Consider the following 13,839-nt stretch of genomic DNA (forward strand, 5'->3'; position numbering starts at 1 on the left):
GGCGTTCGAGGGGTGTCCACACCCTCACCGCCGCTTACCCCAGTCGCCGCTTACCCCATAGCATCTGGATTCCCCGCCTTCGCGGGGAATGACAGTGGTGCGTGCGAATAACAGAGGTGCGTCTGGCTGGCTGGGTACGCTTACGCCGCTTCCGCCTCTGCCTCGCCAACACCGCGCTTCAGCACGGCCCGGGCGGCTTCGCGGTGGTCCGGCGTGATGTGGCTGGCGACCAGCTTGATTGCGGTCGCGAGCACGGCGGCATCATCGGTGAAGCCGAGCATCGGCAGCATATCCGGCACGACATCGAACGGCAGGATGAAATAGGCGATCGCGCCCAGCAGCGATGCCTGCACATGGCGCGGCGTCTGCTTGTCGAAGGCGCAGTAATAGGCGGCGAGCAGATCCTCGGCGAACGGCAGGTGCGCGACCACGCGCTTCAGCTTGCGCCAGAAACGCCGGCGCACGGTCTCGCGGTCTTCCGCCAGCCGATCGGCCGGCTCAAAGCCGACGCTGTGTTCGGCAGCAGCCATGGTCCAAAACTCCCCGTTCAGGTCGGCGCGGCCGATTGTCCCAGCCGATGCCAATCACAAGATGGGGATGCGCCGCCAGAGCAACAAGACGTCAGCCAAGGCCTGCCTGTCTGGCAATGACGTTCATCGCCTTGGCGAGCTCGATATCGAGCGCAGTGACGCCGCCGGCATCGTGGGTCGAAAGCACCACCTCGACCGTCTTGTAGACGTTCTTCCATTCGGGGTGATGGTCCATCTTCTCGGCCACCAGCGCTGCGCGCGTCATGAAGCCGAAAGCCTGGTTGAAGTCCCTAAAGGTAAACGTCCTGCCGATCGCTTCGCGGCCGCCCGTCTCGGTCCAGCCGGATAGTTCGCTCAAGGCCTGCTTGCGTGCTTCCGCCGACAGCCGCTCCGTCATGGTCGCCTCCGTCTTCAGGGGAACTTTACCCTAACACCCTGCCGACGCCCGGGTTCAAAAGGGGTTGTCGTTCATCCGCTAACCATGACGCAGTTGTAACCCTGACAGGCAAGAAATTTGCTACAATTGCCCGGGTAATGACCTGGCCAAGATGAAACCGAGCCTGAAACGCCCGTATGGGAGATCGATGACCGGGGGCCTCGAGCTGGCCGAAACATCCACACCGACGTCGCCGCGATCGGCGGCGCGGAAGACCATGCTCGTTTCGCTCGCGTTCGTGCTCGCCATCGTCGGCGCCTTGGTCGGCGGCTATTATTTTGCGATGCGGCCGGTGACGCTGAAGATCGCGGTTGGCCCGGCCAACAGCGACGACGTCAAGGTCGTACAGGCGCTGACGCAGGCCTTCGTCCAGAGCAAGGGCTATGTCCGGCTGCGTCCGGTCCAGACCGACGGCGCCACCGCAAGCGCCGACGCGCTCGCCGAGAACAAGGTCGACCTCGCCATTATCCGCGGCGATCTCGACGTGCCGAAGACCGCCCAGGCCGTCGCCACCCTGCGCAAGAACGTCGTCGTGCTGTGGGCGCCGCCGGCCGGCAAGGGCAAGAAGAAGGGCGCCAAGATCACCAAGATCGCGCAGCTCGCCGGCCACCGCATCGGGGTGGTCGGCCGCACCCAGGCCAACGTCAATCTCCTGAAGGTGATCCTCCAGCAATATGGCGTCGATCCCGCCAAGGTGGAGATCGTGCAATTCCCGGCCAATGAAGCCGCCGAAGCGATCCGCACCCAGAAGGCCGACGTCTATCTCGCCGCCGGTCCCGTCAACAGCAAGATCACCGCGGATGCGATCGCCGCCTCCACCAAGGACGGCGGCACGCCGACCTTCCTCGCGATCGATTCGGCCGACGCCATCGCGCAGAATCATCCGGTCTATGAAGCCGCCGAGATCCCGGCCGGTACCTATGGCGGCTCGCCCGACCGGCCCGATGACGAGGTCAAGACGATCAGCTTCGCCCATCACATCGTGGCGCGCAAAGGTCTGTCGGAAACCACCGTTGCCGCCTTCACCCGGCAGCTCTTCGCGATACGCCAGCAACTGGTGACGGAATTCCCGCTGGCGGCGAAGATCGAGACGCCCGACACAGACAAGGACGCCGTGATCCCCGTGCATCCGGGCGCTGCCGCCTTCGTCGACGGCGAGGAGAAGACCTTCCTCGACAGATACAGCGACTACATCTGGTGGAGCCTGATGGCGCTCTCGGCGATGGGCTCGATCGGCGCCTGGTTCGCCGGCTACCTGAAGAAGGACGAACGCGACAACAACAGCCACCTGCGCGAGCGGCTGCTGGACATGATCGCCGCGGCGCGGCGCTCCGAGACCGTCGACGAGCTCGACCAGATGCAAGGCGAGGCCGACGAAATTCTGCGCGATACGCTGCGCTGCTTCGACCACGGCGCCATCGAGGAAGGCGGGCTCACCGCCTTCAATATCGCGCTGGACCAGTTCCACGCTGCGGTCGCAGACCGCAAGGCGGCGCTGCTCAGCCTGCCGCAGAACCTGCAGCGCGCCGGCGCCCAATTCCGCGCTGCCGGCAACGCGTAATTGCTTGCGCGCGTAATCGCTGCGTCACATTGTCTCAATATAGCGTTGGCTTCGCAGGACGGCAGCCGCCCTGACCGCTTCCGAGACGATTCCCCATGAAAATCAAATTCTCCCGCCGCCAATTCCTCTCCACCAGCGCCGGTGCGCTCGGTGCGATCGCGATGCCCTATGTGTCGCGCGCGGCCGACCGTCCGATGATCACCCATGGCGTGCAGTCGGGCGACGTCACGGTCGACGGCGGCGTGGTCTGGGCGCGCGCCGATCGTCCCTCCCAGATGCTGGTCGAGGTGGCGACGACGGATAGCTTCAAGGATGCCCGCGCGCTGCCGCCGATCGCCGCGCTGCCCGAGAGCGATTTCACCGCGAAGATGCTGGTCGAAAATCTGCCCGGCGGACAGGACATCTTCTACCGCGTCCGTTTCCGCGATCTCTCTCACACCGCGATCGCGAGCGAGCCGGTGGTCGGCCGCTTCCGCACCGCGCCCGCTGACCGCCGCGACGTCAGCTTCGTCTGGGGCGGCGACGTTGCCGGTCAGGGCTGGGGCATCAACCCCGACGACGGCGGCATGTTCACCTTCTCCGCAATGCACAAGCACCGTCCGGACTTCTTCCTGCATTCCGGCGACACGATCTATGCCGACGGCGTGATCCCCTCCGAGGTGAAGCTGGCCGATGGCAAGACCTGGAAGAACATCACCATCCCCGAAAAGGCCAAGGTCGCCGAGACGCTCGACGAGTTCCGTGCCGCGCACAAATACAATTTCACCGACGACAACGTCCGCGCCTTCAATGCCGAGGTGCCGATCTTCGTGCAGTGGGACGACCACGAGGTGACCAACAACTGGTCGCTGTCGAAGGATCTGCCCGCCACCTACAAGGAGCGCAACATCACCTTGCTCGCCGCGCGCGCGGCGCGCGCTTTCCATGAGATGTATCCGATGCGCGAGAGCATCGTGGAGCCGGGCCGGGTCTATCGCCAGATCTCCTACGGCCCGCATCTGGACGTCTTCATGCTCGACGAGCGCAGCTATCGCGGCCCCAATGGTCCGAACCTGGAAACGGAATACGGCCCCGCGTCCTACTTCCTTGGGCCCGATCAGATGGCCTGGCTGAAGCGCGGCCTGCTCAACTCACGCGCGACCTGGAAGGTAATCGCCTCCGATATGCCGCTCAGCCTGCTCGTCTATGACGATGCAGCCAACAAGAAGGGGTCGGAAGCCTTTGCGCAGGGCGATGGCCCGCCGCGCGGCCGCGAGCTCGAGATCGCCGACCTCCTGCGCTTCATCAAGATGGCGCCGATCAAGAATACGGTGTGGCTGACCGCCGACGTGCACTACGCCGCGGCGCATTACTACGATCCGAACAAAGCGCAATTCCAGGATTTTGAGCCGTTCTGGGAGTTCGTCTCGGGTCCGCTGCATGCCGGCACGTTCGGGCCGAACGAACTCGACAACACCTTTGGACCGGACGTGCGCTTCATCAAGGCACCAGGCCTCGACAAGCAGAACCTGCCGCCGTCCGCCGGCATGCAATTCTTCGGGCACGTCAAGATCGATGGCGCCAGCGGGCAGATGACCGTGACCCTGCGTGACCGCGCCGACGTCGCGCTGTGGTCGACCACGCTCGATCCGAAGCTCGCTTAGAGGAAGCTGCTACCTGGAGGCACGCGCGCGCAGTGCGGCTTCCATCGCGTCACTCGAGCAGGGCTTCTGCAACCGAGGCACGTCAGCGAACTCGGGCGGAATCCGCGTCTCCGCGCCATAGCCGGTCACGAAGACAAACGGGATTTTCAGCGCGACCAGGCGCTCGGCGATCGCGAAGCTCTTCTCACGCACCAGCTCGACATCGAGCAGCGCGAAGTCCGGTACGCGGTCGGTGATCGTATCCAGCGCACGCGCGACCGAAGCAACGGTACGCACGTGCTTCACGCCGAAGCCGAGCAGGCGGTCCTCGAAATCGATCGCGATGATCGGATCGTCTTCAACGATCAGCACGTCGGCGGGGACATCGAAGCCGTCGAATGAAGCGCGCTGCATGATCTCGTCGGTTGAGGGCTGCATGGTCGTTCCGATCAGGATGGCCTTGGCCCGATGCATGCGCCCCGCGCACCGGTGGTTCCAGGAACGAAACCCACCACACCACAGTTTTCCCGTCTGTCCACTTGTGCACACTAACGCCGAATGGAACCCGCTAATGTCGAGGGGAGATCCGGGGAGTTTTGGGATGGATGCGCGAAGCAGCAAGTCAGCCGAGATTGCGAGCCGGCCCTACAACAATCTGCTGCGGCGACTGAGCCAGGCCGACTACGCGCTGATCGCGCCGCATCTGACAAGCGAGACAGCATCGGCGAACGAACTGCTCTACAATCCCGGCGATGACGTCCAGGTCGTGCACTTTCCCTGCGGGCCGTCGCTTGCGACCTTCCTCGTACCCAACGAGGACGGCCGCGACGTCGAGACCATTCTGGTCGGCCGCGAGGGCGCCGTCGGCGGCATCGTCAGCGAGGGCTATCTGCCGGCCTATACGCGGATCGTCGTGAAGTTCGGCGGCCCCTTCGTGCGCATCCATGTCGGCAAGCTCGAGGCTGCCAAGCGGAGCTCGCCATCGCTGCGCAATGTCTTTGCCCGCTATGCCGATTGCATGCTCGCGCAGATCTTCCAGTCGACGGCCTGCAACGCCATTCATTCGATCGAGCAGCGCACCGCCAAATGGATCTTGGCCGCGATGGAGCGCACCGACGGCGACGACAGCGTGCCGCTGACCCACGAGCAGCTCGCGACGCTGCTCGGCGTCGGGCGCAGCTATGCAAGCCGCGTCATCCAGTCGTTCAAGGCGCAAGGTGTGATCGAGACTCGCCGCGGCTCGATCCTGGTGCGCAACCGCGATGGCCTGAAGTTGCGGGCCTGCCTGTGCAATGACGCGGTGAAGGACCATTTCGAGGAGGTGCTGCGCGGGGTCTATCCGACGGAGGAGGCCGATGGCGGCGCGGAAGGGGGTCCGCTAACCCCCTCCCGCTCCTAAGCCCCGGGGATTCCCGGACAAAATTCAGTCAACCAATCCCGAAAGAACGCATTGTTTTTTGGCGTTTTCTGCCTATATTGCGCTGCAAACGCGTTAGGTGCCCGGCTCTGATGGCCGGGTTTCCTTTTTGGGCGGAAAGCGCCCGTTTCTCAGGTTTCCAGCGTTGTTTCGAGAAGAGGTCCCGGTCTGACCGGCGAGATCGCGCTAACCCATTGTTCGACCGCAAAGAAGCTCACTCATGAATCTTCGTAACGTCGCCATCATCGCCCACGTCGACCACGGCAAGACGACCCTGGTCGACCGTCTCCTCCAGCAATCCGGCACCTTCCGCGAGAACCAGAAGGTGACCGAACGCGCCATGGACTCCAACGATCTGGAGCGCGAGCGCGGCATCACCATCCTGGCCAAGGCCGCCTCGGTGCAGTGGAAGGACACCCGCGTCAACATCGTCGACACCCCAGGCCACGCCGATTTCGGCGGTGAGGTCGAGCGTATCCTGAACATGGTGGACGGCGCGCTGGTGCTGGTCGATGCCGCCGAAGGCCCGCTGCCGCAGACCAAATTCGTGGTCTCCAAGGCGCTCAAGGTCGGCCTGAAGCCGATCGTCGTCATCAACAAGGTGGACCGCCCCGATGCGCGCCCGACCGAGGTGATCAACGAGGTGTTCGACCTGTTCGCGGCGCTCGACGCCAGCGAGGAACAGCTCGACTTCCCGATCCTCTACGGGTCGGCCAAGCAGGGCTGGATGGCCGAGAGCCCCGAAGGTCCGAAGGACAAGGGCATGGAGCCGCTGTTCGACCTGATCCTGCGCCACGTCGCACCGCCGAAGGTCGAGGAAGGCCCGTTCAAGATGATCGGCACCATCCTGGAGGCCAACCCCTATCTCGGCCGCATCATCACCGGCCGCATCTCGTCCGGCATCCTCAAGCCGAACCAGCAGGTCAAGGTGCTCAACGCCGATGGCAAGCTGGTCGAGCAGGGCCGCATCACCAAGATCCTGGCGTTCCGCGGTCTCGAGCGCACGCCGCTCGAGGAAGCCGAAGCCGGCGACATCGTCGCGATTGCGGGCCTCACCAAGGGCACCGTCGCCGACACCTTCTGCGATCCGACCGTCGAGGTGCCGCTGCCGGCACAGCCGATCGACCCGCCGACCGTGTCGATGTCGTTCATCGTCAACAACTCCCCGCTCGCCGGCACCGAAGGCGACAAGGTGACGAGCCGCATGATCCGCGACCGTCTGCTCCGCGAAGCGGAAGGCAATGTCGCGTTGCGCGTCGTCGAAGCCTCCGACAAGGATGCGATGGAAGTGTCGGGCCGCGGCGAATTGCAGCTCGCGATCCTGATCGAGACCATGCGCCGCGAAGGTTTCGAGCTCTCGGTGTCGCGTCCGCGCGTCGTGTACCAGATGGACGAAGCCACTGGCGCCACCATGGAGCCGATCGAGGAAGTCGTCATCGACGTCGACGAGGAGCATTCCGGCGTCGTCGTGCAGAAGATGAGCGAGCGCAAGGCCGAGCTGATTGAAATGAAGCCCTCGGGCGGCAATCGTCAGCGCCTGGTGTTCTACGCGCCGACCCGCGGCCTGATCGGCTACCAGGGCGAGCTTTTGACCGACACCCGCGGCACCGCAATCATGAACCGCCTGTTTCACGGCTATGCCCCGTACAAGGGCGAGATCCAGGGCCGTCGCAACGGCGTGCTGATCTCCAACGACCAGGGCGATGCGGTGGCCTATGCCATGTTCAAGCTGGAAGATCGCGGCCCGATGATGATCGAGCCGGGCTGGAAGGTCTATCGCGGCATGATCGTCGGCGAGCACACCCGTGACAACGATCTCGAGATCAACGTTCTCAAGGGCAAGCAGCTCACCAACATCCGCACCACGTCCAAGGACGAGGCGGTGCGCCTGACCCCGCCGATCCGAATGACGCTGGAAAAGGCGCTCGCTTATATCGAGGACGACGAGCTCGTCGAGGTGACGCCGAAGTCGATCCGGCTGCGCAAGAAGCACCTCGACCCGAACGAGCGCAAGCGCGCCGAGAAGGCCAAGGAAGCAGTGGCGTAAAGCCACTCCCGCTGTCATCTCACTGTCATGCCCCGCCACCGGGTCTCGCCTTCGGCGAGCCCGATGACGGGCTCAGGCGGGGCATCCAGTACGCCGCGGCTTCTCAATACACGACTACTGTCTCTGGAATACTGGATCACCCGCCTTCTTCGCGGGTGATGACAGCTCGTTTATGGTGGCTTCTCAGCGAACGTGCTAGAGCCCAGCCATGATCTCCCTCCCCTCCTCCGTCGACGTCGCGATCATTGGTGCGGGCGCCGCTGGCCTCGGTGCAGCGCATGCGCTGAAGGACTCGGGCCTCTCTGTCATCGTACTGGAGGCGCGTGACCGGCTCGGCGGCCGCGCCTGGACCGTCCAGGCCTCTCCGGAGGTGACGTTCGATGTCGGCTGCGGCTGGCTGCATTCGGCGGACAAGAATTCCTTCGTAGGAATCGCCGAACGACTGAATTTCGAGGTCAATAGGGATCTTCCGCCCTGGCGCGATCGCGCCTTTGGCGAGGTGTTTCCCGACAGCGAGCGCGAGGACTTCGGACGCGCGATCGACGAATTCTATGAGCGCGTCGCGGAAGCTGCGCAAGACGACGAGGATGCACCAGCCGAACGCTATCTCGAACCCGGCAATCGCTGGAATCCGATGATCAACGCAGTCTCGACCTATGTAAACGGCTGCGAGCTCGACCGCGTCTCTATTCTGGACATGGACGCTTACGAGGACACCTACTTCAATTGGCGCGTGCGGGCCGGGTTTGGCGCGCTGATCGCGGCCTATGGTGCGTCATGTCCCGTGGCACTGAACTGCAACGTCATGCTGATCGATCACGCCGGCAAACGCATCCGGCTCGACACGTCGCTCGGCACGCTCGATGCAGCAAAGGTGATCGTCACGGTACCGACCAACCTGATTGCAGATGAAGCGATCCGGTTCTCGCCGCAGCTCCCGGCCAAGGTCGACGCCGCGCGCGGCCTGCCGCTGGGCGTCGATGACAAGGTGACGCTGGCGCTGGAGAACGCGGAAGCCTTTCCAAAGGAAGGCAATTTGCGCGGCGCCACCATGCGCACCGCCATGGGCACCTATCACATCCGCCCATTTGGTCAGCCCTGCATCGACGGCTTTTTCGGCGGCCGCTTTGCACGCGAATTGGAGGACGCCGGCGACGGCGCCTTCGCCGCACAAAGCATCGACGAGATCGCCGGTTACCTCGGCAACGACATCAGGCGCAAGCTGAAACCGCTGCGTGAGTCGCGTTGGGCTCACGACCCCTTCGCCCGCGGTTCCTATTCTCACGCGCTCCCCGGTCATGCCGGCGACCGCGCCGTGCTGGCGGCTCCCGTCGATGGGCGGCTGTTCTTCGCAGGCGAAGCGACGTCGCCGAACTTTTTTTCGACCGCACACGGAGCGCGAGATTCGGGGGAGCGCGCCGCAAAGGAAGTGCTGGCGGAAATGGCAAAGCTGTAGCAACGAACTCCGTCATTGCGAGCGCAGCGAAGCAATCCGGAAATCCCTCCGCGGAAAGATTCTGGATTGCTTCGTCGCTTCGCTCCTCGCAATGACGAGGGCTACTGCTCGATCACCCGCGCCCGCAAATCTGCGTCCGGCACGAAGCACGCATCGTACTTGCCGAAAATGCGGTAGCGGTTGCGTGCGACGAGATTGTAGAGCGCGTTCCGCAGCGGCTTCGGCACGGCGAACAGCGCGCGCACCCAGCCCCAGCGGGGAAGCTGCGAGAGCACCGTAAGTGCGGCGTCCGATTTCATGAACGCCTCACCGCCGTGAACGACCGCGTTGGTGTCGGGATCATCGGGATCGATGCCGAAGGTTTTCGCGAGCCTCATCCCATAGCCCGACTGGATCGGCGTAAAACGAAAGCGCTTTGCCGTGTCGCGCGTCGCGACGAAGCGGACCCAGCGTGAGCAGAAGATGCAGACGCCGTCGAACAGGATCACGTCGTCGTCGGGCCATCTGGGCATCAGCGGTTATCCAGCATCAGAAGTGCGACAAGCATCAGCACGATGGCCGGTCCTGTCTTCACCAACGCGCCGAGCGGCTCTATCCAGAGATCGGGCGTCAGGATCGCCGCGCCGACCATATAGCCGAGCGAGGCGATGATGCCCGCGACGAGCCCGACGCCCGCGGTGCGGCGGAACGCGATGAGCACCCCGATACTCATGTCCATCAGGCTGGTACCGATGGTGACGGGATCGACCAGTGCGGCTGGAAAGCCGTGCGCCGACAGGATGCCAGCGGCGGCGCGGTAGGAAACGAACAGGGCGATGAAGCCGGAGACGACCCAGAACGCGACCAGGCTCGCAAAGACAAGCGCCTTGACCAGGTATAGCCGCGCGAACCATTTGTCCTGGATGGTGGCGGGATGACGCCCAATCGTGTCTGTCAGCGTCTTCGGCACGATGGCTGTAGCTGCAATCCAATGCTGCGGGTCGCCCGTCACGCCGCGGCGCAGTTCGGCGATCGCGGTCGAGCGCATCGGCGGCATCCAGCCGAGCCGGCTGGCGAGATCGCCTGCCCACGCGCCGCAATCGAGCAGGAATGTCGGCATCGCAAAATGCGACCAGCCTGCGGTGCCAAAGGCGATGCGGAACTGCTTGATGACACCGGCCATCGCCACCTGTTCCGCCTGCATCAGATCCCAGCTGACGGCTTTCACGGCGGGATCGTCGATGTCGCGCGCCGCGAGCCAGGCGATCGTGGCCGCGATGTCCTCGACCGCAACGGGCCGGAAGGGCGTCGCCATCTCCTTGGCCGGCAGGTCGAACGGAAAGGCAGCGAGCGCGCGCAGCATGGCGCTGCCGCCATAAGCCGACGGTGCGACCACGAAGCCGGGGCGCAGGATCGCGTGAGGAATGCCGGAAGAGCCGATCAGGCGCTCGGCCTCGCGCTTGGTCGTGGCGAACGCTGTGTGATCCTCGTTGGCCGCGCCGGGGATCGAGATGTGCACCAGCCGGATCGTGCGACCGCTCGCGCCGATCGCCTGCAACAGGCGCGCGACGAAGTCGCGATGCACCGCATTGATGTCGCTTCCGGGGGCGTCCTGGAGCACGCCCAGGCAATTCACGATCACATCGACCGCATGCTCGCTCAAAAGGCGCGTCAGCGCCGCCGCATCGAGGTTGAGGATCTGCAACTCGATGTCGAGCGCGCTCATCTTCTGCGCTGGCGACAGCTGTCGCGCCACACCGATGACGCGAAAGCCACGGGCGCGCAGATCGTCGGTGACGAAGCGGCCGATCAGGCCGGAGGCTCCCAGCAGGAGAATGTTGTGCACCACTTCACTCATCGCGTCACTCAAAACGGCTTTGCGATCATCAGCCAGAGGATCAGCATCGTCGCGCCAAACCCCGGGAAGCCGAAGACGAACCACCGGCGGAACAGCACAAAATAGCGCGGCGGCAGGGCCACGCGCTGAACCACCGCCTTGCGCGCGAGATCGCGCATCTCGATCTGCATGAACACCACGGGCACCCAGAACAGCCCGGCGACCGCGTAGAGCGCAAGCGAGACGAGCAGCCACCGCTCCGTGATCGCCGTCGCCGAGAGCATCATCAAGAGACCGCCCGTGACCGGCTGGAGCATGACGGCCGAGAGCGTGAACAGGGCATCCGCGATCACCACGACCGAGGCCGTGCGCGCGATGAACTCGGCATCCTGGCTGCGATGCGCCATCAGCATGAAGAACGCGATGCCGCTGCCGGTACCGAGAATGACGATGGCGCCCATGACGTGCAGATATTTGACCACGAAATACAACGTCATGGTTTTTTGACTGCCACGGGCTTCGGCGATTTCAGCACGCGTTCCAGCTCGGCGCTGACGGCTTTGACGCCGGCTTCAGCCTCGATCATCCAATGGCCCTCGCTGCCCACGGCAGGCAGGGCGCGGAAATCGACCTTGCCACCATTGATGCGAAACGCATCGGCCAATTGCCGCGAAAATGCCGGCGCGAAATAGGTGTCGTTGGCCGCCACCAGCCACGTGACGGGCACGCGCGCCGCCTTGCCGAACTCGCCTGCCACCGAGGTGAGAGTATGTGGCGCGCAGATCTGGTTCGGGAAGTCGTTGGCGTGGCCGCCGCGCCCGGGTGCGAAGACGATGATGGCGCCAACCGTCTTGGGGTCGGCATTGGAGAGTGCCAGCGCGCCCCAGCCGCCCGCGGAATGACCGAGCACGACGGCGCCATCCTTGTGGACAAAATCCTGCTCTCGCAAGAATTCCAGCGCGCGTGCGATTTCCTCGGCGGTGGCGCGGCCCGAGCGCGCATAATCCGCCTCGTCGCAGCCGCCCTGATCCTCGACATAGCGGCCGCCGGTTGTGCCATGGCCGAGCCGTTCCGGCACCAGCACGGCAAAGCTGCGCGCGACCAGGAATGCAGCCAGCGCGCGGTACTCCGGTTGCGGCATTTGCGCACGACGCAGCACGTTCTGCGTCGAGGCATGCGCGATCAGCGCGAGACGGAACGGGCCGTCGCCGGGCGGCCGGAAGAGCAGGGCGCGCGCCGCGACAGTCGGGTCGGATGTCGGCACGCGCCACTCTTGCCGGCGAAACGGCTCGCCTTCCGCGCCCGCGGCGCCCAACGCGCTCCGTGCGCATACGGGCGAGGCCGCCAGCATGGCGAGCCAACAAAGGATAACGACGAGCTTCAGGGACCGCATGAGTTTGCCGGAAGCGGATTCGAACAGCGAAGGCCAGAGTAGCTGGAACGAATCATCCTGGGCGGACTTTTCTGCGTGGCCGCCATGAAGGCCTTTGTCACAAAGCAGTTTTGCACCGGTGCGCGGCAGGCCAATGCCGTCCAAAGCGGCGCCCTGTCCTCTTTCGGTACAACACGGCCATGAAACTGATGCAGAAAATCCACACGTTAACCGATAATTAACGATGGCTCTTGCCGCCGGCCCGGCGACTTGGTTTGATCGCGTCCATGAGCACAACCCTGATCGAGGTCCGGCCGGCCAAAGCTGCAGACGCAGCCGCGGTGGCGTCTACTCATGACGAAGCCTGGCGCTCGGCCTATCAGGGCATCATCCCCGGTGCCGAGCTTGAAAAGCTGATCAACCGTCGCGGCCCGCAATGGTGGGACAGCGCGATCCGCAAGGGCAGCCGCGTCAGCGTGCTGGTGTTCGGCGACAAGATTGCGGGCTACGCCAATTACGGCCGCAACCGCGCCCGCAGCCTGCATTTCGACGGCGAGATCTACGAGCTTTACCTGCGTCCGGAATTCCAGGGGCTGGGCTTCGGCCGGCGCCTGTTTACCGCCGCCCGCCGCGACCTGACGCAGAGCAATTTGAAGAGCATGGTGGTCTGGGCGCTGTCCGATAACGATTCGGCCACGGAGTTTTACCGGGCGCTGGGTGGCCGCATGGTGGCGCGCTCCTCAGAGCGGTTTGGGCCCAAATCGCTCGACAAGGTCGCTTTCGCCTGGACCAATTGATCTGCCGTCGTTGGATCGGCCGTACATCCTTCCGCCGATACCGTTCGACCATTTGAGCCGGTAGAACCGGGGTTCATAATTTCGCGAAAAGTCGATGGATCGGCGGGCCAAGCCCGCGTATGACAGCGCCAAATCGCTGCCGGGCGAGATCCTTTCGACAAACACGGAGTCTTTTATGCGTATCGATGCGGTCTCGATCGGGGCCAAAGTGCCAAACGAAGTCAACGTCATCATCGAAGTGCCGGTTGGCGGCGAGCCGATCAAGTACGAGATGGACAAGGAAGCCGGCACGCTGGTGGTCGACCGCTTCCTCTATACGCCGATGCGCTACCCCGGCAATTACGGCTTCATCCCGCACACGCTGTCGGATGACGGCGACCCCTGCGACGTCTTGATCGTCAATACCCGCGCCATCATCCCCGGCGCCGTCATGAGCGTGCGCCCGGTCGGCGTGCTGTTCATGGAGGACGAGGCCGGCGGCGACGAGAAGATCCTGGCGGTGCCGTCGTCAAAGCTCACGCAGCGCTACGACAAGGTCAAAGCCTATAGCGACCTGCCCGACATCACGCTGCAGCAGATCCAGCACTTCTTCGAGCACTACAAGGACCTCGAGAAGGGCAAATGGGTGAAGATCCTGCGCTGGGGTGGCCCGGAGGAGGCGCACAAGCTGATCCTCGAAGGCATCGAGCGCGCGAAGAAGAAGTAGAGGCCTCTTGTCCCGGACGCGGTGCGGCATGAAATGATGCGCCGCTGAGCCGGGACCCATGGTGCCGCTGGGCCTGGCT

The 13,839-nt window shown here is 64.2% G+C and carries 14 protein-coding genes; 7 read left to right on the top strand and 7 right to left on the bottom strand.

The features are described from left to right. Positions 1-140 precede the first annotated feature (140 nt). Together SO180_RS34965 and SO180_RS34970 are read right to left on the bottom strand one after the other, a co-directional pair. The gene (locus SO180_RS34965) at positions 141-530 is read right to left on the bottom strand and encodes a YkvA family protein (protein ID WP_449383371.1); all 390 of its coding nucleotides are present in this window, start codon (positions 528-530) and stop codon (positions 141-143) included. A 91-nt stretch (positions 531-621) separates the two neighbouring features. Continuing rightward, complete coding sequence (locus tag SO180_RS34970) at positions 622-927, bottom strand: 4a-hydroxytetrahydrobiopterin dehydratase (RefSeq protein ID WP_449383372.1); 306 nt, start codon at positions 925-927, stop codon at positions 622-624. 151 nt (positions 928-1,078) lie between these two features. Between SO180_RS34970 and SO180_RS34975 the strand changes: the two genes are divergently transcribed. Together SO180_RS34975 and SO180_RS34980 are read left to right on the top strand one after the other, a co-directional pair. Then, on the top strand, positions 1,079-2,527 hold the full coding sequence (locus SO180_RS34975) for a TAXI family TRAP transporter solute-binding subunit (protein ID WP_449383373.1): 1,449 nt from the start codon (positions 1,079-1,081) through the stop codon (positions 2,525-2,527). A 95-nt stretch (positions 2,528-2,622) separates the two neighbouring features. Next, on the top strand, positions 2,623-4,170 hold the full coding sequence (locus SO180_RS34980; protein WP_449383374.1) for an alkaline phosphatase D family protein: 1,548 nt from the start codon (positions 2,623-2,625) through the stop codon (positions 4,168-4,170). A 9-nt stretch (positions 4,171-4,179) separates the two neighbouring features. Here SO180_RS34980 and SO180_RS34985 read toward each other — a convergent pair whose 3' ends face one another. After that, entirely contained in the window at positions 4,180-4,563 is a 384-nt protein-coding gene (locus tag SO180_RS34985) for a response regulator (protein ID WP_449383400.1), read from the bottom strand. Positions 4,564-4,750: 187 nt separating this feature from the next. Between SO180_RS34985 and SO180_RS34990 the strand changes: the two genes are divergently transcribed. From SO180_RS34990 to SO180_RS35000, 3 genes are all read left to right on the top strand, one after another. Then, complete coding sequence (locus SO180_RS34990) at positions 4,751-5,548, top strand: Crp/Fnr family transcriptional regulator (protein WP_449383375.1); 798 nt, start codon at positions 4,751-4,753, stop codon at positions 5,546-5,548. Positions 5,549-5,786: 238 nt separating this feature from the next. Next, a complete protein-coding gene (gene typA, locus SO180_RS34995; protein ID WP_449383376.1) occupies positions 5,787-7,613 on the top strand; it encodes a translational GTPase TypA in 1,827 nt (608 codons plus the stop codon). Positions 7,614-7,821: 208 nt separating this feature from the next. Beyond that, on the top strand, positions 7,822-9,069 hold the full coding sequence (locus SO180_RS35000) for a flavin monoamine oxidase family protein (RefSeq protein WP_449383377.1): 1,248 nt from the start codon (positions 7,822-7,824) through the stop codon (positions 9,067-9,069). Between the two features lie 101 nt (positions 9,070-9,170). On the opposite strand, the gene SO180_RS35005 is transcribed toward SO180_RS35000, so the two are convergent. Genes SO180_RS35005 through SO180_RS35020 form a run of 4 tightly spaced genes read right to left on the bottom strand, consistent with a single transcriptional unit; the run spans position 9,171 to position 12,278 of the window. Then, positions 9,171-9,581 carry a thiol-disulfide oxidoreductase DCC family protein gene (locus SO180_RS35005; protein WP_449383378.1) on the bottom strand — a complete coding sequence of 137 codons (411 nt, stop codon included), beginning with the start codon at positions 9,579-9,581 and terminating at the stop codon, positions 9,171-9,173. Continuing rightward, complete coding sequence (locus SO180_RS35010) at positions 9,581-10,906, bottom strand: SDR family oxidoreductase (RefSeq protein WP_449383379.1); 1,326 nt, start codon at positions 10,904-10,906, stop codon at positions 9,581-9,583. The genes SO180_RS35005 and SO180_RS35010 overlap by 1 nt, the downstream gene beginning before the upstream one ends. Before the next feature lie 8 nt (positions 10,907-10,914). Next, on the bottom strand, positions 10,915-11,382 hold the full coding sequence (locus tag SO180_RS35015) for a DUF2269 family protein (protein ID WP_449383380.1): 468 nt from the start codon (positions 11,380-11,382) through the stop codon (positions 10,915-10,917). Continuing rightward, positions 11,379-12,278, bottom strand: coding sequence for an alpha/beta hydrolase family protein (locus SO180_RS35020; protein WP_449383381.1), 900 nt, complete (start codon positions 12,276-12,278; stop codon positions 11,379-11,381). The genes SO180_RS35015 and SO180_RS35020 overlap by 4 nt, the downstream gene beginning before the upstream one ends. 266 nt (positions 12,279-12,544) lie before the next feature. Between SO180_RS35020 and SO180_RS35025 the strand changes: the two genes are divergently transcribed. Then, entirely contained in the window at positions 12,545-13,054 is a 510-nt protein-coding gene (locus tag SO180_RS35025) for a GNAT family N-acetyltransferase (protein ID WP_449383382.1), read from the top strand. 175 nt (positions 13,055-13,229) lie between these two features. After that, positions 13,230-13,760 carry an inorganic diphosphatase gene (ppa, locus tag SO180_RS35030; RefSeq protein WP_449383383.1) on the top strand — a complete coding sequence of 177 codons (531 nt, stop codon included), beginning with the start codon at positions 13,230-13,232 and terminating at the stop codon, positions 13,758-13,760. The last annotated feature ends 79 nt before the right edge of the window (positions 13,761-13,839 follow it).

The organism is Bradyrhizobium sp. UFLA05-112 (assembly GCF_053572325.1).